A 20,782-nucleotide genomic window follows, 5' to 3' on the forward strand; every position below is an offset into this window, starting at 1 on the left:
GGTCATTCGCCGCCGCACGCCGGGTACGCGATTGCCCTAACCCCCGTGGAGACCTTCAGGCCCCGGGGTTAGCCTCGGTCTGAAGTTCCCGGGCGGCTGATTCGCGCGCCTGGCGCCCAGGCACGACGTCAAGGAGGACGGCATGGCTGGGGTCTTTCATGCGGTCGCATCCGTTGCGGGCGCATCCGTTGCGGCCGGGCCCGAGCTGACCGGGTCGGGTCGGACGCTGCTGGTGATCGTCGCGGTGATCGGGGCAGGAGCCCTGGTGGTGGCCTGGGCGCTTGCGCGCCAGGTCCTGGCCGCGGACGAGGGCACCGAAACGATGAGGCGGATCGCCGGGGCAGTTCAGGAGGGCGCGGACGCCTACCTGAGGCGCCAGTTCCGCACCCTGGGCGTCTTCGCCGGTGTGGTGCCCTTCGTGCTGTTGCTGTTGCCGGCGGACGACTGGGCGCAGCGGATCGGGCGTTCGGTGTTCTTCCTGGTCGGGGCGGCGTTCTCGGCGACGACGGGGTACGTCGGGATGCAGCTCGCGGTGCGCAGCAACGTTCGGGTGGCGGCGGCGGCCCGGGCGGGGACGCCGCCCGTCCCGGCCGTCGAGTCCTGGGAGGGACCGACGGCGGCATCGATCGTGCGGGAGGTGTCGCACCGGGCGATGCGGATCGCCTTCCGTACCGGTGGAGTGGTGGGGATGTTCACGGTGGGGCTGGGTCTCCTGGGGGCGGCCACGGTGGTGCTGATCTACCAGGCGAACGCGCCGAAGGTACTGGAGGGCTTCGGCTTCGGTGCGGCGTTGCTGGCGATGTTCATGCGGGTGGGCGGCGGGATCTTCACCAAGGCCGCGGACGTGGGTGCGGACCTGGTGGGCAAGGTCGAGCAGGGGATCCCCGAGGACGATCCCCGCAACGCGGCGACGATCGCCGACAACGTGGGTGACAACGTGGGCGACTGCGCGGGGATGGCGGCCGACCTGTTCGAGTCCTACGCCGTGACCCTGGTCGCCGCGCTGATCCTGGGCAGGTCCGCCTTCGGCGACGACGGGCTGACCTTCCCCCTGGTGGTGCCCGCCATCGGGGTGCTCACGGCGGTCCTGGGCATCGAGACGGTCTCCCCCCGGCGCACGGACCGCAGCGGGATGACCGCCATCAACCGCGGCTTCCTCGTCTCCGCCGCGGTGTCCCTCGCCCTGGTGGCCGGCGCGGTGTTCGCGTTCCTGCCGGCCCGCTTCTCCGGACTGCACGGGGTGCCTGCCGAGATCACCCGGCACGCGGGCAGTCCGCAGGTGTTCGCCCTGGTGGCGGTGGCCATCGGGATCGTGCTGGCCACCGTCATCCAGCAACTGACCGGCTACTTCACCGAGACCACCCGCCGCCCGGTACGGGACCTGGGCAAGACCTCGCTGACCGGGCCGGCCACCGTGGTGCTCTCCGGCGTCGCGCTCGGCCTGGAATCGGCCGTGTACTCCGCGGTGGCCATCGGAGCCGCCGTCTACGGCGCCTTCCTGCTGGGCGGCGGCTCGTTGATCCTGTCCTTGTTCGCGGTCGCGCTGGCCGGGACCGGACTACTGACCACCGTCGGTGTGATCGTCGCGATGGACACCTTCGGCCCGGTCTCCGACAACGCCCAGGGCATCGCGGAGATGTCCGGAGACATCACCGGCGCCGGCGCCCAGGTGCTCACCGAACTGGACGCCGTCGGCAACACCACCAAGGCGACCACCAAGGGCATCGCCATCGCCACCGCGGTGCTCGCCGCCACCGCGCTGTTCGGCTCCTACACCGACACCATCGCGACCGCCGAGGCGCAGATCGGCCCGGCCGCCCACGGACCGAGCCTGAGCCTGGCCATCGACCAGCCCGACAACCTGGTCGGTCTGCTGGTCGGCGCAGCCGTCGTCTTCCTCTTCTCCGGCCTGGCGATCAACGCCGTCTCGCGCTCCGCCGGCGCGGTCGTCTTCGAGGTCCGGCGCCAGTTCCGGACCCGGCCCGGCATCATGGACGGCACCGAGCGGCCCGAGTACGGCCGTGTGGTGGACATCTGCACCCGGGACGCGCTGCGCGAACTGGTCACCCCGGGCCTGCTCGCCGTGCTGACCCCGATCGCCCTCGGCTTCCTCCTCGGCGTCGGTCCGCTGGGCTCCTTCCTGGCCGGAGCGATCGGCGCGGGCACCCTGATGGCCGTCTTCCTGGCGACCTCGGGCGGCGCCTGGGACAACGCCAAGAAGCTGATCGAGGACGGTCACCACGGCGGCAAGGGCAGTCCCGCGCACGCGGCCACCGTCATCGGCGACACGGTGGGAGACCCCTTCAAGGACACCGCCGGACCAGCCATCAACCCGCTTCTCAAGGTGATGAACCTGGTCTCCCTCCTGGTGGCGCCCGCGATCGTCAACCTCAGCTTCGGGGCGCACGCCAACCTGGGCCTCCGGCTGGCCATCGGCCTGCTGGCCCTGGCGGTCGTCGTCCTCGCCGTGTGGATCTCCAAGCGCCGGGGCACCATCATCGGCACCGACGAAACGCCCACCGGCACCCACGCGCCGGAGGAACCCGCGCCCGTCCGCTGACGAGACCCCCGCGACGCGCGCTTACGGGGCTGGAACCGGAGCCGACGAACACCGCCAAGGCGTTCGCGGCGCTGCCGGAGCTGGACGCGGCGATGGGCAACCGGAGCAACTCACCGACTTCCTTTGCATAGTTGGCTATTGTCTTGGGGCATGACGCGACAGTTGCCACGCGGCTCCCGCAGCGCATCCGACGAGCTGTGGGCGGCGGTTCCGCCCGTCGGCCGCGACACGAGCCAGGATGCCGTGATCGTGGTTCCCGGGATCATGGGCAGCACGCTGCAGGACACGGTGACAGGCGCGCGGATTTGGGGCTTGGGCGTCAAGTCGATGGCGGATACCTGGCTAAGGCCCGATGGGATGCTCCCCCTGCACCTCACACCCGACGAACAGGACGGCCGGTTCGGCCGGGTGCGGGCTACCGGGCTGCTGGAGCGGGTTGGTTGGGCACCGTTTCTGCGGGGTTTCGAGCCGTATACCGATCTGGTGCGCGGTGTGGGTGAGGTCGTCGCACATCCCAAGGCGGTACTGGCGTTCGCCTACGACTGGAGACTGCCGGTCGGCGTCAACGCGGCGCTCCTCGCCGAGGCCGCCCGCCGCCACCTCAGCGCGTGGCGTGCGCATCCGGCCCACGACCGGATCCGGCGGCTTCGGGCCGACGAACGCCCGGCCCAGCTGGTCTTCGTCGCGCACTCCATGGGCGGCCTGGTGACCCGGGCCGCGTTGACTCACACCCCTGATCTCGAACCGGACACCCGCGCGGTCATCACCCTCGGCACTCCCTTCCACGGCGCGGTCAAAGCTGCCGTGATACTCAACGGTCACCGCGGCGAAGGCGGTCGCGCCGCGCGGGGGCCGGGCGCGCTTCTCCGGCGCCGCATGCAGGCACTGGCAAGCACGCTGCCCGGTGTACACGACCTGCTCCCGGGCTTCCGGTGCGTCGACGACGGCCGGGAGGTACGCCGTCTCACCCCGAGCGATATCGAGGCACTCGGCGGCGACAGGGAGCTCGCCGCCCGGTCACAGGAGTTCCAGCAGTGGATGCGCCTCAACGGACGCTCACTGCCCGGTCACCGGGCCGTCGTCGGCGTGGCTCAGCCGACCGTGCAGAGCATGAGGTTGAAGGAGGGGATGGTCCACGCACAGTACGTCACTTTCCGGACGCACTCCGACGGTCGATTGGTTCGTGACGCCGTTGGTGTGCCGCAACGCGTCGACCTGGCGGGGGACGGGACCGTGTACCGCGACTCCGGTTCCCTCGGCGGCCCCGCGGTCACCCATCTCCCGCTGCAGCACGGTCCGATGTCCAGGGACAGTGACGTCATCCGTCACGTGCGGAATGTGATCACCTCTCCGGACGAGCCTCTCGGTCCGCCCATGGGCGATCGTCAGATCGGACTCGATGTGCCGGATGCCGTGGAAGCCGGGGCCGGCTGGAACGTGCGGCTCACGGGTACGGACACGCACGCGGGCGTCACCTGTAGCGTCCACGACGCCGAGACCGACCGGCGGATCGCCACGCCCCGTTTCGGCTGGCAGGACGATACGGTCGGCGCTCGAGTGACCCTGCCCGCGCCGGGGCTGTACCGGCTGCGGATCGAGAGCGGAGGCAATGCCCCGGTCACCCAGCTCGTCCTGGCGGTCGAACCGGACGACAGCTGACGCGCACCGTGGAACACCGCAGCCTGAATGCCGCCATCGGCGGGAACGCCGAAAGACCGCTGCAATTCTTCCCGGTCGCCATCGGCCGGTACCGCGATCACCCCCCGCTCGACACCGAGACCGAGGTCGCCGGCATCGCTGAACTGCTCGCACCGTTCGGCGCCGAGACCCGTGACTGGGAAGTCGAGGAGATCGACCGGGGCTTGGACGCGGTCGACGGACGGCTGAGGGAGTGGTCCGAGCCGCAGAGCGCCGGGGACACCATCCTGTACTGGACCGGGCACGGGGAGAGCGACGGGGACCAAAGGGCACTGCTCGCTCATGCGCTCAGCCCCCGCCCCCTCGCCACGAGCGGCATCACCCCGCAACAGCTGGTGAGCCACCTGACCGCCCGCGAGGCGCATCGTCAGGGAAATGACGGATGGGCGATCGTCATCATCGACGCCTGCAAATCCGCCCGATTCGTCGAGCTCATGAGTGCGGACGTGAACCGGGACCCCGCCGGCGCGCGCAACTTCCTGCTGGTGGCCACGTCCGGGCAAGGTACCGCGAACCTGGGTACGTTCCGCAAGGTCCTGTCCACCATCCTCACCGTGACCTTCCGTGCCGACGACAGCATCGACCTGTGGCGCCTTGCCACAGAGCTCCGCCGGAACCTCGACGGATGTCCGGTGGAGGTGAGAACCGTTCCGGGCCGCGCCATGCTCCACCGCAGAGTGCCCGTGCTCACTCAGACGTCGCTGGACCAGCTGGCCGAGATCGAAACCGTCCTGGACAAGCTTTCCGATGACGAACGACGCCACTTCGTCCCCAAAGCCAGCGGTGCCGAACTCGGCGAACAAGCCTGGTACTTCGAGGGTCGGCAAGAAGAACGCCACCAGATTCTCACCTGGCTCGACACCGCGCGCAGGGGCCTGCTCGTGATCACCGGAGCAGCGGGCTCGGGCAAGTCCGCACTGCTCGGACACGTTCTCGTACACACCCAGCCCGAACTGCGGCGAGTCCTTGAGGCGGCCGGCCAGCTGACACCGCTCCCGGCCGCCTCGCCCCAGCCGTGTGACCCGTTCCACGCCGTTGTCCACCTCGCCGGCGCCACTCCTCAGGACCTGGTGGCACGGATCGCCCGAGCGGCCGGACTCGAGGCCCCGCCTGCCAGTGAGGAACTGAACGTTCAGAGCGACTGGTTGATCAATGGCATGCGCGGACGCGGCAAGCCGTTCACGCTGCTGGTGGACGCCCTCGACGAAGCGTACTCACCGCTGGCGACAGCAGACCGGATCCTGCGCCGACTTGCCGCACTGCCGATGACCCGCGTCATCGTGGGGACCCGCCGGTCACTGCATGAAGGCCCTGACCTGTCGCAGCCCGACGACCGGTATCTCCTGGACGCTCTGGGCGCCGTGGAGGACACGGCCACCGTCGTGCGCGTAGGACGTGACAGCGACGCGATGACCCGATACGTACGTCGACGCCTGACCGCCGCCGCACGCCGCGGAGTTCTTCAGGCGGAGCAGGGGCAGATCGACCACGCGGCGCACGCCATCGGCGCGCTCGACCGGGAATTCCTCTACGCTCGCCTCGCCGTGCACGAAATCATCCAGGCCCGCAGCCTGGATGGTCTGGAAAGCCTTCTCGACAGCGACCACCGGCAGCTCTTCCGCCGTGCCGTCGAGCGACTCGCCGCGTTGACCCCGTCCAACCGCCCACTGCTCGAAGCCCTGGGCCTCGCCCAAGGGCGCGGACTCCCTGTGCATGACGGCGTCTGGGCCACCGTCGCCGCCGCCCTCCACGACGAAGCCGACGGCATCCCCATATCCGACGCCGACATCGAGGCACTGACCAGGAGCGCCGCGCCCTACCTGATGCTCGACACCGAATCGGGCCAAAGCGTCTACCGGCTCGCCCACCGCACGTTCGCCGAGCACTTCGCTCGGCCCTCGGCCCACGACCACCGCCACGACCTCATCACCAAGCGCCTTGCCGCACAGGCCGATGCCCACCTGTCCGCGTCGGCGCCGAACGCCTACCTCGTCCAGCACCTGGCCACCCACGCGGCACTCGGCGGGTCCACTGCGTGGGAGGCGTTGGCGCGTCACATCCGAGTCCTGGACCACCTGGACCCCAGCGCCGTCGCCGCTGAAGCGCTGCGCACGGCGTACGGCCGCGCCGACCTTCCGCCACCCGTCGCCGCGACCCTCGGCGCGCACCACCTGCTGGCCCAGGTTCTCCCGGAAGACCGCTCCGCCGTCAGGGCGCTGACAACGGCGCGTCTCACCGGCGAGCTTCCTCCCCGTGCCCCTCGATCGCCTTGGGCCGTTCGCTGGACCCATCTTCCCGCCACCCACCTCCACATCACGCTCAGCGGGCACACCGGCACCGTGCGGGCGCTGGTGGCGCTTCAACTGGCAGACGGGCGCACGCTTCTGGCCAGCGCCGGTGCCGACCGGATGGTGCGGCTGTGGGATCTGGCCACCGGGCGCCCGGTGGGAGAGCCGTTCGCCGCACATCGCCACGAGGTCCACGCGCTCGTGGGGATACCGCTGGCGGACGGGCGCACTCTTCTGGCGACCACCGGCCGCGACCGGGTGGTGCGTCTGTGGGATCCCACCGTCCCGGGACGGCTGGTGGGAGAGGTGTCGACCAAACATGCCGGGGTGGTGCACGCTCTGACGGCTGTCCGGCCGGCGAACGGGCCGGCTCTGCTCGCTACCGTCGGTGAGGATCGGATGGTGCGGCTGTGGGATCCGACCACCCGGCAGGAAGCGGGAGAGGCATTCGCCGCACACACCAATGCCGTGCGCGCCATGGTGGCGGTACCGCTGGCAGACGGCCGTACTCTCCTGGCAACGGCAGGCGCCGACCGGATGGTGCGGCTCTGGGATCCGACCACCAGGCGCCAGGTGGGAAAGGCGTACACCGCGCATCCCAACGAAGTGCACGCGCTGACAGCGGTGCGGTTGGCCGACGGACGGACACTCCTCGCCACCATCGGGAGCGGCCGCGCCAAGGGCCTGTGGGACCCGAGCACGGGCGCCCCGGTGGGCAGTGGCATCAATGGACGACGGGCAGTAGCAGCCGTACCGCTCGCCGACGGACGCGTCCTCCTCGCCACCGGCAGCACGGACGACACCGTGCGCCTCTGGAACGCGACCAACGGCCGTTCCGGCGGGCGGCCCCTCACCGGCCACGCCGCGCCGGTACACGCCGTAGCCGCAGCACCGCTCGCCGACGGACGCGTCCTCCTCGCCACCGGCAGCGCGGATCACACAGTGCGCCTCTGGGCACCGACCACGGGGCCTTCCGCAAGCAGCGCATCCAAAACCGCACGCACGAGAGCGCTGCAGGCGGTGACAGCCGTGACGGTGCCCGGTCAGGCCACGCTCCTGGCAACCGTCAGCCACGACGAACGCACAGTGTGTTTGTGGGAAGCCCAAAGCGGCCACGGCCGCGCCGACCTGCCCACCAATCACACCGAGGCGGTACTCGCCCTTGCCGCCGTACCGCTCGTCGACGGACGCACCCTGATAGCCACCGCCGGCATCGACAGGACAATCCGCCTCTGGGATGCCGCCACCGGCCGCGCCGCCGGCCATCCTCTCCGCGGACACACCGGGCCCGTGCGCGCCATCGCCACGGTGCGAGACGACGACGGACACACCCGATTGGTCACCGTCGGCGACGACCGCACCATGCGCCTCTGGCACCCCGAAACCGGCCGACTACTCGATCAGCTGCTCACCGGCCACGGGGGCGCGGTGCACACGGTGACAGCCATACGCATGCCAAACGGACGCACCCTTCTCGCTACCGCGGGCGCGGACCGGATCGTACGCCTGTGGGACGCATCCGGTGGCAACCTTCTCCACTGCCTCACCGGCCACACCGGAGCAATACACGCAATGACAGCAGTGCCCCGGCCCAATCGACCCACCCTCCTCGCCACCGCCGGCCACGACGGCGCCACACGCCTGTGGAACCCCTACACCGGCCGCCCGGCGAGTCACCCACTGACCGGCCACACCCTGCCCGTTCGCGGGATCGCAGTCGTACGCCTCCCCGACGGGAACACCGTCCTCGCCACGGCCGGTGATGACCGCACCGCGCGCCTCTGGCACCCGGCCACCGGGGAACTGCTGCGGACCCTGCCACTCGGGGTCACCGTCACTACCCTCACGGCGTTCGACGGCACGATGCTGTGCGTGGGATCGGAGTCGGGACTGCTCGCCATCGAACTCGACACCGCAAGCGCACCGCCTCCTCATCAGGTATCGGGACAGGTCGCCCGGCCGTGATCGGGTAGGAGGTGGTGAGCGGGTAGGGGTGGTAGGGCGCGGTGGTGATCCCGTCGGAGAGCCAGAGGCTGACCGGCAGGTTCTCGTCCGCGGCGACCGGGAAGGCGGTCGGTGCTGTCGGCGCCGCCGGCGCTGTCCGCAGCCCCGCCCCGCCCGGCCCCAGCACCAGGGCGGGGCCCGGCCGGGGCCCCGACGCGGCGCGGACTCTTCGGTCCAGGCCCCCTGAAGGTCAGGGCAAGGTCCAGAACCGGGTCGTGACGAGGTAGAAGACGGCGGCCCAGAACGCGGTCACCCCGGTGACGATGCCGAGACCGATGCGGTTGTTCCTCCCCGCAGGCTCGCCCGGCGGGGGCCGCAGCCACCGCTTGAGCAGCCGGTTCACGTAGAAGGGCATCGTTAGGAAGCTCATGGTGAAGCTCGACAGCAGGTTGCCCACCAGCAGTCCGATCCAGAGCGGCATCTTCAGCGGCGAAAGGGCGAGCGTCAGCAGCACGACGGTCGGGTACAGGCCGACCCACACCGCGATGGCGGTCTTGGTTTCCGACGGCGGCGGCACCTCCTCGCCGTTCTCCTCGAAGGCGAACCAGCTGCCGAAGGAGTTGTCGATCGTCCGGAGTCTGAACTCGTTGAACCTGCTGCCCTCGGCGAGAAGCTTCCGCCGCGCGCCTGACGTCAGCCAGGCGTCGAGGTGCTCGGCACTGTCGAACCGGTACAGGGTGGTCCACTCGTCCTGGAGCCCCTCGACCGGGCGGAAGAGCTCCGTACCGCGAAAGCCCTCGAACGTCCGCTCCTCCTGACTCATCCGCCGCTGCCAGTCGAGGAACTCGTCGACGTGGTCGGGGTGGACACGGTGGGTGACCGCGACGGTCACGAGCGGATCCGGTGCCCGCACGCCGCCTCTGACGACCTGCTGGGTTCCCGGACCGTCGAAGTACCTGCTGCCGGCGTCGAGCAGGCGTTGCCTGGTCGCGCTGTTGATCCATGCCTGCAGGTGGGCTATCGAGTCGAACCGGTAGACGACGATCCAGTCGGGCTGCCGGGACGTCGGCGGGGAGACCTCCGCGCCGAGGTAGCCGGGGTAGTCGGCGGCGGCGGCGTTGACGTCCTCCTGCCACGTCTCGTACTCGCGCTCCAGCCCCGGTCGGACCTTCAGACCGATGATGGCCGTCGCCGCAGCGTCCCCGTTCCGGGGCTTCACGGTGATCCTTTCGAACCGGCCGCCGTCGACACCGGACTGGCTTCGTTCAGCCGGCTGAAGATCCGTTCCGGGGTCAGCGGCAGCGCGCGGTAGCGGACGCCGGTGGCGTCGTGGAGCGCGTTCGCCAGGGCGGGGGCCACCGGGTTGACACAGCATTCCGCCATGCCCTTCGCGCGCAGCGGCCCGACCGAGTCCGAGGAGGCCACCAGCAGCACGTCGGTTCGGGGAACGTCGGCGTAGGTGGGGATGCGGTAGTTGCGGAGGTTCGGGTTGACCACGGCACCGCTCGCGTCGATCCGGTGATTCTCGGTCAGCGCGAAGCCGATGCCCTGGGCGACGCCGCCGTCCACCTGTCCCCGGACCTGTGCGGGATTGATGACCTCGCCGGCGTCGGTGGCCTGCACGCTGTAGAGGATGCGGATCTCGCCCGTCACCCGGTGGACGGCGATCCGGAACCCCTGCGTGTTGGAGGTGACGCTTCGCGGCGAGCCGTAGGCCTTGCGGGCGGCGGTGAAACGGATTCCGCGCGCGCGGGCCAGGGCGACGAGGTCCGCCAACGACACGCGCTGCTCGCCGCAGACGACGCCGTCGTCGTCCATCGAGCACATCACGACGTGGACGCCCGTGTGGGCGGCGGCGAACTCCAGGATCCGGTCCCGCACCGCGTCGGCCGCACGGAGGACGGCGTTGCCCGCCACGAAGAGTCCCGCGCTCGCGAAGGCGCCGGTGTCGAACCCCGTGCGGTCGGTGTCGGACTGCACCAGGCGGATCCGCTCCGGCGTCGTGCCCAACTGGTCGGCCGCGATCTGGACATGGGCGGTCGGGGTGCCCTCGCCGAACTCGACCGTCCCGACGGCCAGCTCGTACACCAGGTCGTCCCCGAGCGTGACCCAGGCCTCCGAGATGTGCTCGGTCGGGGGCGCGGTCTCGTGCAGGGAACTCGCCACTCCGGCCCCGACGAGCCAGTCGGGCCCCGGTGACGGCTCGTGAGCCGTTCGGGCCATCGCGGCGTCCACCAGGTCGATGCACTTGGCGAGGCCGTCCTCGGTGAACGTCACGTCGTCGGGTCCGTCGTGCAACGCGACGAGCGGATCGCCCGGTCGGACGATGTTGCGGCGCCGCAGTTCCAGCGGGTCGAGGTGCAGGGCGCGGGCCAGTTCGTCCATCGCCGACTCCACGGCGAACGCCGGCTGTGTCATCCCGTATCCGCGCAGTGCCCCGCTCGGAACGGTGTTCGTGTAGACGGCGAAGGCGTCGTACTTCTTGTTCGGACAGCGGTAGATCATGACGGCCGCGCCACCCGCGTACAGCGTCTCGCCGCCGTGGTTGCCGTAGGCGCCGGTGTTCGACACGTTGCGGACCTGGAACGCCGTGAGCGTCCCGTCCGCCTTCGCGCCGAGCTTGACCGTCAGCGTCATCGGATGCCGGGGCGAGGCCGTGGTGAACTCCTCCTCGCGGGTGTACTCGAAGCAGACCGGCCGCCCGGTGTCCAGCGTGGCGAGCGCGACCAGGTCCTCGGAGATCACTTCCTGTTTGCCGCCGAAGCCGCCGCCGACCCGCTTGCAGAACACCCGCAGCCGGTCCGGCCGCAGGGCGAACAGATGGGCGAGCTTCGCCTTGGCGATCGACGGCGACTGCGAACTGGTACGCACGTTCAGGCGACCGTCCTCCATCCAGGCGATCGAGCCGTGGGTCTCCAGGTGCGCGTGCTGCACGCGCGGGGAGGAGTACGTGCCCTCGTGGATCACGTCGGCGTCGGCGAACCCGGCATCGACGTCACCGATGTGCGCATGGATCTCCAACAGGACGTTGTGGACCGGATCCCGGACGAAGGGGTCCTGCGCGCCGTGCAGTTGCGGCGCCCCCTCGGCCATCGCCTCCTCGGGGTCGAACACGGCCGGCATGACGTCGTAGTCGACGACGACCCTCCGGCAGCCCTCCTCCGCCGCCCCGACGGTGTCGGCCAGGACGGCCACGACGCGCTGGCCGACGAAGCGCACCGTGTCGTCGAGGATGAAGGTGTCGTCCGGATCGACGAGATGGTCGGTGTGGATCGCCGTGGTGAAGCGCTTGCGCGGCACGTCCTCCCAGGTGTAGACCCGGCGCACGCCGGGGACCGCGAGTGCGGCGGTCTTGTCGATCGAGACGATCCGGGCGTGCGCGTGCGGTGAGTGGAGCACCTTGAGGTGCAGCATGCCTTCGAGACGGGTGTCCATGGTGAACTCGGCGCGGCCGGTCACCACGTCGTCGGCCGCCGGCGCGCCGACACTGGTCCCCACCGCCTTCCCCGGGGCCGCCGTCTCCACACCGGTGACGCCCCGCACGGCGTCCTCGATCGCCCGGTAGCCGGTGCAGCGACAGAGGTTGCCCTTCAACGCCCGGGGCAGGTCGTCCTTCTGGGCCTCGGTGAGCGCCGCCGACGTCATGATCATCCCGGCCGTGCAGAAGCCGCACTGGAATCCCGGGGCGTCACGGAACTGTCGCTGCATCGGATGCAGGTCACCCGGTGATCCGAGACCCTCGATCGTCGTCACCTCGTGACCGTCCGCGCGGAACGCGGGGGTGATGCAACTGTGCACCGGATCGCCGTCCAGCCACACCGTGCACGCGCCGCAATCGCCCGCGTCGCACCCCTTCTTGACACCGAAGTGACCGAGCGAACGGAGGAAGGTACGCAGGCACTGGCCGGGTTCCGGTTCGTCGTCGAAGCTCCTGCCGTTCACCGTGAAGGTCATGTCGGGCCCCCGGCCATGAGTTCGTGACGAATCTCCTCAGCGAAGTGCTTGGTCAGGTGGCGACGGTGTTCGGGAGTCCCGTTCGGATCGGCGAACCAGTGGTCGGCGGGGATGACATCGATGCTGTGCTGAAGAGTTCGCGCGTCGGGAACGCCGTTGAAGGCGATCCGCACCGGCCGCGTGGTGCCGGCGGTGACGGTGAGCGTCAGGTCGTTCGTCCCGGGCGTCCGGGTACCGATGACGAACACCGTCGAGCGGCCGAGCCGGGTCAGCGCGAAGCGGCGGTGCGCGGTGCGTTTCCGCAGGGCACTCGCCGGAATCCTGACGCGGCGCAGCAGTTCGCCCGGTACGAGGAGGTTCCGGTTGTTGCCGGTCACGAAGTCGAGGGCATCGACGACGCGGGTCGACCCGTCGGGAGCCCACAGCTCGTACCAGGCCTCGAGGGCGACCGTCAGCGTGATCATCGGGCCGGCAGGCAACGACAGGCAGATGTTGCCGCCGACGGTCGCCGAGTTCCACACCTTGAACGAGGACAGGAACGCCTCGCAGCCCGTGGCGAAGAGGACACCCGCGGTCCATTCCCGCGGCGGCTCGAAGGCGTACAGGTCGCGGATGGTGCAGGTCGCGCCGATCTCCAGGCCGGTGTCGCTCGGAACGAGCGGATCCCAGCCCAGGGACGTCAGGTCGATCAGGCGGCGCAGGCCCGGCTGCTCGGCGGAGAACAGGAACGTGCCACCCGCGAGCCAGGCGTCGCCTTCACGCCAGTCCAGGCCGGGCCGACCGGGCGGGCGCCGGACGACTTCGGTGACGGTGTTGAGGTCCATGGGAACCGTTCTCCCTCATGCCGACCACCGCGCGACGGACACCCCCGGAGTCGCCCTCGGGCCGCTGCGGTCGAACGCCCGAGGAGGAGCCTTGGCGGGCGCTGGGACGCACATCCAGCGTATAGCCGGACGAGCCGGGCCCGCCAAGTCAGGACCTCGGCATGACACCGAGCCGTCGGGGTCGGTGCGGTGGTCACGGCAGGTGTGGGGCCGGTCGGTTCGGGGCCGGCCCGGCGGTGTGCCGCTTCGCGATCGGTCTCGGCCGCGGCCCGCCGGTCCCGGCACGGCTCGCCGAGGTCGCGAGGGGTGGCTCGGCGAGCTGTCCGGCGTGGCGGTCGGCGTGGTGGCGTGCGGCGCGGTACCGACTCTGCGCTGGCCACCGGGGCGTGCCGCCTTCAGGCCGCGGCGCGGAGGGCTCAGGAGACGGACCTGAGGGGGGCGTCCGGCGGGTGGTGCAGCCGGTGGAGGGCGGCGTAGGCGGGGCTGCGGGCGATGAGTTCGTCGTGGGTTCCGTGGGCGGCGAGCCGGCCCTGTTCGAGCAGGACGATCTGGTCGGCGTCTCGGACGGTGAGCAGGTTGTGCGAGATGATGACCGTCGTGCGGCCGGCCATCAGCAGGCGCAGCGGGCCCATGATCCGCCGGGTCGACTCGGCGTCCAGGCCCGTGGCCGGCTCGTCCAGGACGAGGACGGGCGCGTCCCGGATCATCGCGCGGGCGATGGCCAGACGCTGGCGCTGGCCGCCGGAGAGAAGCCGGCCGCGTTGGCCCACCACGGTGTCGTAGCCGTCCGGGAGCAGGCTGATGAACCCGTGGGCGTCTGCAGCCCGGGCGGCCGCCCGGATCTCGGCCTCGCTCGCCTCCGGGCGTCCGTAGGCGATGTTCTCCCGGACGGTGCCGTGGAAGACCAGGGTCTCCTGGAGCACCACCGCGACGTTCTCGCGCAGCTCGGTGAGGGCCAGTTCGCGCAAGTCGAGGCCGTCCAGCCGGACCGTGCCGCCGTCCGGGTCGTAGAAGCGCAGCAGCAACTTGGCGACGGTGGACTTGCCCGCGCCGCTGGCGCCGACCAGGGCCAGCATCTCCCCAGGGGCCACCCTGAACGACACGCCCGACAGTGCGGGGACTTCCGTCTCCGGATAGCGGAAGGTGACGTCGTCGAACTCGATCTCGCCCTGGGTGCGGCCGATCGCCCGGGGGGCGGCCGCCTCGCTCACCTGCGGGCGCTGGTCGAGCAGTTCGATGATCCGCTCGGCCGCGGCGGAGGCCGCGTAGAAGGTGGTGCCGAGTCCGGACATGCGCTGGATCGGGCCGTAGAGCCTGCTCAGCAGGGCGAGGAAGACCATCAGCCCGCCGAGGGTGAGCCGTCCGTGCACCAGCTCCCAGGCCCCGAGCCCCATCACCACCATGCCACCAAGCAGTTCGATGAAGTCGACCGTCGGCCCGTAGAGCGCTCCGATCCGGGTGGAGGCCATCGCCGCGTGGTACCGGCCGACGCTCTCGCGCTGGAACCTGGCGTGCTCCCAGTCCTGGCGGTTGTACGCCTGGACGAGTGCGATATTGCCGAGTGACTCCTCGGTGACGGCGCTGATCGAGCCGGCGCGCCTGCGGCGCTCGCGCGAGGCCGCCCGGATCAGCTTCGCGAAGCGGCGGGCGGTGAGGAAGAACAGCGGTGCGGCGACCAGTGCGGTCAGCGTCAGCTCCCAGCGCAGCACCAGCAGTACGCCGACGTAGATGCCCAGCCGCATCACCTGGCTGACCGCGCCGACGAGCCCGGAGAGCAGGAAGGTCTCGACCGCGTCGATGTCGCCGGTCACCCGGGACAGCACGTCGCCGAGCCGCCGCCGTTCGAAGAACCCCAGTGACAGGCCCTGGAGGTGCCGGAAGACGTCCGACCGCAGGATGAGCAGGAACCGCTCGCTGACCCAGGTGGAGGTCACCCGGTCGGCGAATCCCAGTACTCCGGAGAGCAGGGCGAGCACGGCGTACGCGAGGGCGATCGGGAAGAACAGGCTCAGCCGGTGCGGAATGAGCATGTCGTCGATCACGATCTTGAAAAGCCAGATCTCCGCGGCCTCGATCGCCGGGGCCACCGCGACCAGCGCCAGCAGCACCACCAGCCAGCGGCGGCCGCCCCTGGTGTACGGCCAGAAACGCTGGAACACCTCGCGGAGTGGAACCGGTGGCGCGGTGGGGACCACGGCTGGGTCGGCGGTCTCGGCGACCGTGAGAAACCGTCGCAGCACGGACCGCAGGTAGCGCTTCCTGGTCATCTCACGGTCTTCCCGCTCGCCCCGAACCCGGCCTCCGGCCCAGCGACAAGGCCGGGCACAGTTTGCCCGGCCCGCTCTGAGATAGGAGTTCGTGCGCTGCTAACGGCAACTAGTCGCCCCAGTCGCCTCCGCCGCCCCAGTCGCCGTAGCCGCCGTGGTCACCACCGCCGCGCCCGAAGTCGTCGAAGCCGTAACCGCCGCGACCGCCGTAGTCTCCACCGTCGCGCTCGAAGTTGTCGAAGCCGTAACCGCCGCGACCGCCGTAGTCTCCATCGTCGCGCACGAAGGAACGGATACTTGCGAGGAATGACATGATCAGACCCTCTTTCGATGTGCTTCTCCTTCCAGCGTCATCCTCGACCCGGGGATCCACAAGCACAGAGTCGGGGAAATATGGAATGATTTGGCCATAATGTCCAAATTGGCGGATCAGTGTCCAGGTGGCGTTGTCACTCGACGCCAGGTCGAGGCCCTGAGCCGGAGCCGGCTGCGTCGGCTGCTGGAGGCCGGCATCCGACGTCCCTGGGCGCGAGCCGACCCGGCCCGTGCTCCTGCGGATCCCGCACTCGCGTCCCGCGGCGGTCAGCCGGCCCCCATCCGCACATCATCCGCACATCTCACACACCACCGGATACGGCCACCGCTCCAGACCCATCAGGGACTTCGCGAAGGTTCCACCGACTTTCTCCTGGGTGGCACGGCACGGTGAGCACGGCGGCGACCGCGCCCTCCCGCGGGTCGCCGGGCTCGGTGTCCTCCCGCAGGGCGGGGGCGCCCGCCAGGTCGCCGGTGGTGGCGCGCGCGAGAACGGCGACCTGGCGGACAGCGGTTTGAACGTTCAAGTTCCCGGCCCCGAAAGGGACGGGCGCGAACCTCGACTCCCGGGTCTTGACCCATGTGACCGGTGACATGTGTCATTTCACATGCCGCGTCGCGCGTCGTCAACGGGCAGCGCAGGAGCGGCTTTCACCTTCCCCGCCTTCCGACAGAGAGTCAGGACCGACCTGTGCCCGCAGCACGCTCACGCCCCGGCGGAACCTTCAGAAGCCCCCGCGGAACCCTTGGAAAACTCCTGTTCGGCGCCCTCGCGCTCGGCCTCGCCGCAGCCGGAGGCACCGGCACCGCCCTCGCCCAGGACCGGCCGGAGACGGCCCAGTCACCGACCTCGGCCACGCCCCCCAAGGACCCGCACCCCGCGGCCGAGGGCTGGCGCCAGATCAACGGCACCTGGGTGCAGGTCGGCTCCGTCCGGCCGCACGTGATGCCCAACGCCGACACCTTCGCCCAACGGCAGGCCGCGAAGGCCCACGACACCGCCGTGTCCCCCCGCAACAACTACGACCTGCAGATGACCTACCGGGGAGGCCAGGACTCCATCGGCGTCACCACCGGCCAGCCGAAGGTCTACCTGATCTACTGGGGCAGTCAGTGGGGCACCCCGGGCACCGACCCGGCCACCGGCAACGTCACGCTGTCCGGCGACCCCGACGGCGCCGCGCCTTACCAGCAGGACTTCTTCAAGGGCCTGGGCAGCACGACCGACACCTGGTCCAAGGTGATGACCCAGTACTGCGAAGGCATCGCACCCGGCTCGTCCTACTGCCCGCCCGAGGCCAACCACGTCGGCATGCCGGTGGCCGGCCAGACCCTCGCCGGCGTTTGGGTGGACAACACGAAGCCCGCGCCGAAGGCCGCCACCGAGCCGGAGATCGCGGCCGAAGTCGTCGCAGCCGCCCAGCACTTCGGCAACACCGATCCGAACCAGAACCGGGACGTCCAGTACGTCGTCAACACCGGCCAGGGACTGGACTCCGACAAGTGGAAGGAGCTCGGCTACTGCGCCTGGCACACCTTCATGCGCAGCTCGGCCGGCACCCTCGCCTACACCCTCATGCCCTACCTGACTGACGTGCCCAACTGCGGCACCAACTGGATCAACCCCGGCGCGCGCGGCCGCCTGGACGGCTACGGCATCATCGGCGGCCACGAGTACGCCGAGACGATCACCGACCAGAACGCCTCGGGCGCCTGGACCGACGCCACCGGCCAGGAGAACGCCGACAAGTGCTCCTGGATCCCGGTCGGCGCCAACGGCGGGATGTTCAACCTGACGCTCTCCACCGGCGTCTTCCCGGTGCAGACCACCTGGTCCAACTACGACCACCTGTGCACGGGCGACGGCCCGGTCTTCGGGAACGCGCCGCTCCTCGTCACCCGGCCGTGCGAGCAGACCGTCGAGAGCGGTAAACCGGTCAACATCCCCGTGCTCGCCTCCGACCGCGCCGGGCGCCCGATCACGTACGGCGCCAAGGGCCTGCCCGCCGGCCTACGGATCGACCCGGCGACCGGCCGCATCACCGGCACGACGCGCGCGACCGGCTGGAAGACCATCACCGTGACCGGCCGCGACGACCAGGGCAACACCCAGAGCCAGACCTTCAAGGCCGGTTTCTTCCACGGCCCGCAGAGCGGCTGCACCCCGATCGAACAGCTCAACGACCCCGGCTTCGAGAACCACACCGCCGACCACGGCGTCTGGAACCCGTCCGGGTACAACATCATCACGCCGTCCACCGCGCACCAGGCGCACAGCGGCTCGACGTACGCGTGGCTCGGCCAGAACACCGCCGACGACGACTCCATCACCCAGTGGGTGGAAACCACCCCCGGGTACACCAGGGAGCACTTCTCCTTCTGGCTGAACATCACCGGCAGCGCCGAGGGCTCCTCCGCACCCGGAGGCCCGGCGGCGGACACGCTCTCGCTGGAGCTGTACGACCAGTGGAGCGGCAACTACCTGGCGACCGTGAAGACGTGGACCAACCTGGACGCGACCAACGGCTACCGACTCCAGTCCTTCGACCTGACGCCGTACGTGGCGGCCGAGTTCGGCGCGACGGTCGGCATCAAGCTGGTCGCGCACTCGACGAGCGGGAAGACCGCGTTCCTGGTCGACGACGCGTCGGTCAAGTTGACCTGACCTGACCTGACCTGATCCGACCCGACCTGACACCCGATCCGTTCCGCACCGACCGGCACGCTCCCGGGCCCGTCCACGAGGACGGGCCCGGGAGCGGCTTCTTCGGGTCGAGTTCGGTCAGCGTTCTTCCGCCGGACAGCATTGACCGGTACCTATGTCCCGCTCATGGCGAACAGCCATGACACCCACCCTCACCAACGGGACGAGGTATCCCTAATGCGACTGCGATGGAGCACGCTCGGCGGACTGCTCGCCACCCTCCCCCTCGTCGGCGCGCTCGTCGTCGCCCCCGCGACCGCCCGGGCGGCGGCCGGCAGCGGCAACCTGATCGTCAACGGCGACGCGGAGGCCGGCGGCTACTGCACCAACGACTGGAGCGCCGCCAGCACCGTCCCCGGCTGGACGGTCGAGGCCGGCGGCATCGACGTCATGTGCCACTCCGCGGGCTCCTTCGGCCTGCCGAGCGACGGCCGTACGCCCGGCAAGGCCTTCTTCGGCCCGGGCAACTTCGGCGACGGCGCGATGGCCCAGACCGTCGACGTCTCCTCGGCGGCCACGGCGATCGACGGCGGCGGCGTGCACTACAACCTCTCCGGCTGGCTCGGCGGTTGGACCACCTACGGCGGCTACGCCGCCGTCAGCCTGCACTTCCAGGACGCCGACGGCCGCCCGCTCGGCGCCACCGCCAAGCTTCCGACCGTCTCCGCGACCGACCGCGGCCTGAGCACCCGGTTCCTCTCCCGCAGCACCGCCGGAGCAGTCCCGGCCGGGACCCGCTCGATCCAGGTCGAGGTGCAGTTCCTCTCCACCTCGAACGAGACCGGCTACCTGGACAACCTCTCGCTCACCCTCGACACCTCGGTCGCCGCGCCCGCGCCGCTGACCCCGCCGTCGTCCGTCGCACCGGGCTACGACCACGTGTTCGTCGTCATGATGGAGAACACCGACTACTCCCAGATCATGAACGACCCGGCGGACACGCCGTTCATCCACAGCCTGATGTCCCAGGGCGCCACCCTCACCGACTCCCGCGCCGTCTACCACCCGAGCGACGAGAACTACCTCGCCATCGCCGGCGGAGACACCTACGCCAAGGGCGCCACCTACTGGCCGGACATCAACTCCCCCCAGCGCAACCTCGGCGACACGATCGAGGAGGCCGGCAAGACCTGGAAGGCCTACGAGCAGGGCATGGGCACGCCCTGCAACACGAACAAGAACTACGACAGCTACTACATGCCCGACGACGCGCCGTTCATCAACTACACCGACATCAGCGGCAACCCGGCCCGCTGCGCGGCGCACCTCTTCGACACCTCCCAGCTCACCACCGACCTGCGGTCCGCGGCCACCACCCCGAACTTCTCCTGGATCGCCGCCGACGACTACTACGACGGCGAGGCCTCCGGCAACGGCAGCGCCACCAGCCTGAAGGTGCAGGACGGCTGGCTGAAGCAGACCCTCGCCCCCGTGCTCTCCTCCCCGGCCTGGACCCAGCAGCGCTCCCTGCTCCTCCTGACCTGGGACGAGAGCCAGAACGAGGCCTACAACCACGTCGCCACCGTCGTCGTCGGCTCGCAGGGCACCGTTCCGGCCGGGACCAGCAGCCCGCTGCACTACGACCACTACAGCGTCGGCCGCACCATAGAAGCCGCCCTCGGCCTGCCGGGCCTGACCGGCAACGACACCTACGCGAGGCCCCTCAACGCCGCCTTCGCACCGTCCACGGCGACCGGGCCGACGCTCACCGGCACCCTGAACGCGGTGGCGAACGGCGGCAACGTCACCCTCCGCTACGCCGTGCCGAACGCCTCCCAGGCCGGCCCGAAGAACTGGGTCGGCCTCTACCCCGCAGGCGTGATCCCCGGCTCCCAGTCCGCGCTGACCTGGTCCTACACGCCGAACCAGAGCGGTGCGGTCACCCTCTCCACGTCCAAGCTGAACGGCGCCGGCTCGTACGACGCCTACTACCTGGCCAACGACGGCTACTCGGTGCTGGCAGGCCCCTTCCGCCTGACCGTCGGCTGACGGCCCGGTGGGGCGGGGGCGGCCCGGCCCCGCCCCACCGGACGGCGGCGCGGGTCGCTGCTCGTCGCCGGCGCCACCAACGCGGAGCAATCCCGTGAGCGCGCCGGCTCGGGGTGACCGCACCGGTGGTGGTCATCGCGGCAGCGGCATCCAGTGGGCCGCCGCCTCGCTCGCGCTGACCGGGCTGGCGGTGATGGTCTGGCGGATGGCCGAGCCGCCGGAGGACTACCTGCGGGACA

Annotated in this window: 10 protein-coding genes; 5 read left to right on the forward strand and 5 right to left on the reverse strand. The window is 70.4% G+C overall.

The window, feature by feature from the left end; translation table 11 throughout:
- Positions 1 to 142 precede the first annotated feature (142 nt).
- The 3 genes from ACWDBB_RS24855 (at position 143) to ACWDBB_RS24865 (ending at position 8,511) form a co-directional block, all read left to right on the forward strand.
- Complete coding sequence (locus ACWDBB_RS24855; RefSeq protein ID WP_449791700.1) at positions 143 to 2,560, forward strand: sodium-translocating pyrophosphatase; 2,418 nt, start codon at positions 143 to 145, stop codon at positions 2,558 to 2,560.
- A gap of 150 nt (positions 2,561 to 2,710) precedes the next feature.
- On the forward strand, positions 2,711 to 4,219 hold the full coding sequence (locus ACWDBB_RS24860; protein WP_449791701.1) for an esterase/lipase family protein: 1,509 nt from the start codon (positions 2,711 to 2,713) through the stop codon (positions 4,217 to 4,219).
- An 8-nt stretch (positions 4,220 to 4,227) separates the two neighbouring features.
- Positions 4,228 to 8,511, forward strand: coding sequence for an nSTAND1 domain-containing NTPase (locus ACWDBB_RS24865; protein ID WP_449791702.1), 4,284 nt, complete (start codon positions 4,228 to 4,230; stop codon positions 8,509 to 8,511).
- Positions 8,512 to 8,740: 229 nt separating this feature from the next.
- On the opposite strand, the gene ACWDBB_RS24870 is transcribed toward ACWDBB_RS24865, so the two are convergent.
- The 5 genes from ACWDBB_RS24870 to ACWDBB_RS24890 all read right to left on the reverse strand — a co-directional run bounded on the left by ACWDBB_RS24870 (position 8,741) and on the right by ACWDBB_RS24890 (position 15,848).
- Positions 8,741 to 9,709 (reverse strand): antibiotic biosynthesis monooxygenase, encoded by a 969-nt coding sequence (locus ACWDBB_RS24870; protein ID WP_449791703.1) that lies wholly within the window; start codon positions 9,707 to 9,709, stop codon positions 8,741 to 8,743.
- Positions 9,706 to 12,444 (reverse strand): molybdopterin-dependent oxidoreductase, encoded by a 2,739-nt coding sequence (locus ACWDBB_RS24875; RefSeq protein ID WP_449791704.1) that lies wholly within the window; start codon positions 12,442 to 12,444, stop codon positions 9,706 to 9,708. The genes ACWDBB_RS24870 and ACWDBB_RS24875 overlap by 4 nt, the downstream gene beginning before the upstream one ends.
- The gene (locus ACWDBB_RS24880; protein WP_449791705.1) at positions 12,441 to 13,268 is read right to left on the reverse strand and encodes an FAD binding domain-containing protein; all 828 of its coding nucleotides are present in this window, start codon (positions 13,266 to 13,268) and stop codon (positions 12,441 to 12,443) included. Before ACWDBB_RS24880 ends, ACWDBB_RS24875 begins: the two co-directional genes overlap by 4 nt.
- Positions 13,269 to 13,684: 416 nt before the next feature.
- Positions 13,685 to 15,535, reverse strand: coding sequence for an ABC transporter ATP-binding protein (locus ACWDBB_RS24885; protein WP_449791706.1), 1,851 nt, complete (start codon positions 15,533 to 15,535; stop codon positions 13,685 to 13,687).
- 109 nt (positions 15,536 to 15,644) lie between these two features.
- Positions 15,645 to 15,848 carry a hypothetical protein gene (locus tag ACWDBB_RS24890; protein ID WP_449791707.1) on the reverse strand — a complete coding sequence of 68 codons (204 nt, stop codon included), beginning with the start codon at positions 15,846 to 15,848 and terminating at the stop codon, positions 15,645 to 15,647.
- A 693-nt stretch (positions 15,849 to 16,541) separates the two neighbouring features.
- Here ACWDBB_RS24890 and ACWDBB_RS24895 point away from each other — a divergent pair.
- A complete protein-coding gene (locus ACWDBB_RS24895; protein ID WP_449791708.1) occupies positions 16,542 to 18,515 on the forward strand; it encodes an Ig domain-containing protein in 1,974 nt (657 codons plus the stop codon).
- 216 nt (positions 18,516 to 18,731) lie between these two features.
- Complete coding sequence (locus ACWDBB_RS24900) at positions 18,732 to 20,543, forward strand: alkaline phosphatase family protein (RefSeq protein WP_449791709.1); 1,812 nt, start codon at positions 18,732 to 18,734, stop codon at positions 20,541 to 20,543.
- Positions 20,544 to 20,782: the final 239 nt, after the last annotated feature.

The organism is Kitasatospora sp. NPDC001095 (genome assembly GCF_053598615.1).

Excerpts from the sequence above, each read along its gene's own strand:
- ACWDBB_RS24855 (WP_449791700.1), top strand. The coding sequence starts at position 143 with ATGGCTGGGGTCTTTCATGCGGTCGCATCCGTTGCGGGCGCATCCGTT.
- ACWDBB_RS24860 (WP_449791701.1), top strand. The coding sequence starts at position 2,711 with ATGACGCGACAGTTGCCACGCGGCTCCCGCAGCGCATCCGACGAGCTG.
- ACWDBB_RS24875 (WP_449791704.1), bottom strand. The coding sequence starts at position 12,444 with ATGACCTTCACGGTGAACGGCAGGAGCTTCGACGACGAACCGGAACCC.
- ACWDBB_RS24880 (WP_449791705.1), bottom strand. The coding sequence starts at position 13,268 with ATGGACCTCAACACCGTCACCGAAGTCGTCCGGCGCCCGCCCGGTCGG.
- ACWDBB_RS24885 (WP_449791706.1), bottom strand. The coding sequence starts at position 15,535 with ATGACCAGGAAGCGCTACCTGCGGTCCGTGCTGCGACGGTTTCTCACG.
- ACWDBB_RS24890 (WP_449791707.1), bottom strand. The coding sequence starts at position 15,848 with ATGTCATTCCTCGCAAGTATCCGTTCCTTCGTGCGCGACGATGGAGAC.
- ACWDBB_RS24900 (WP_449791709.1), top strand. The coding sequence starts at position 18,732 with ATGCGACTGCGATGGAGCACGCTCGGCGGACTGCTCGCCACCCTCCCC.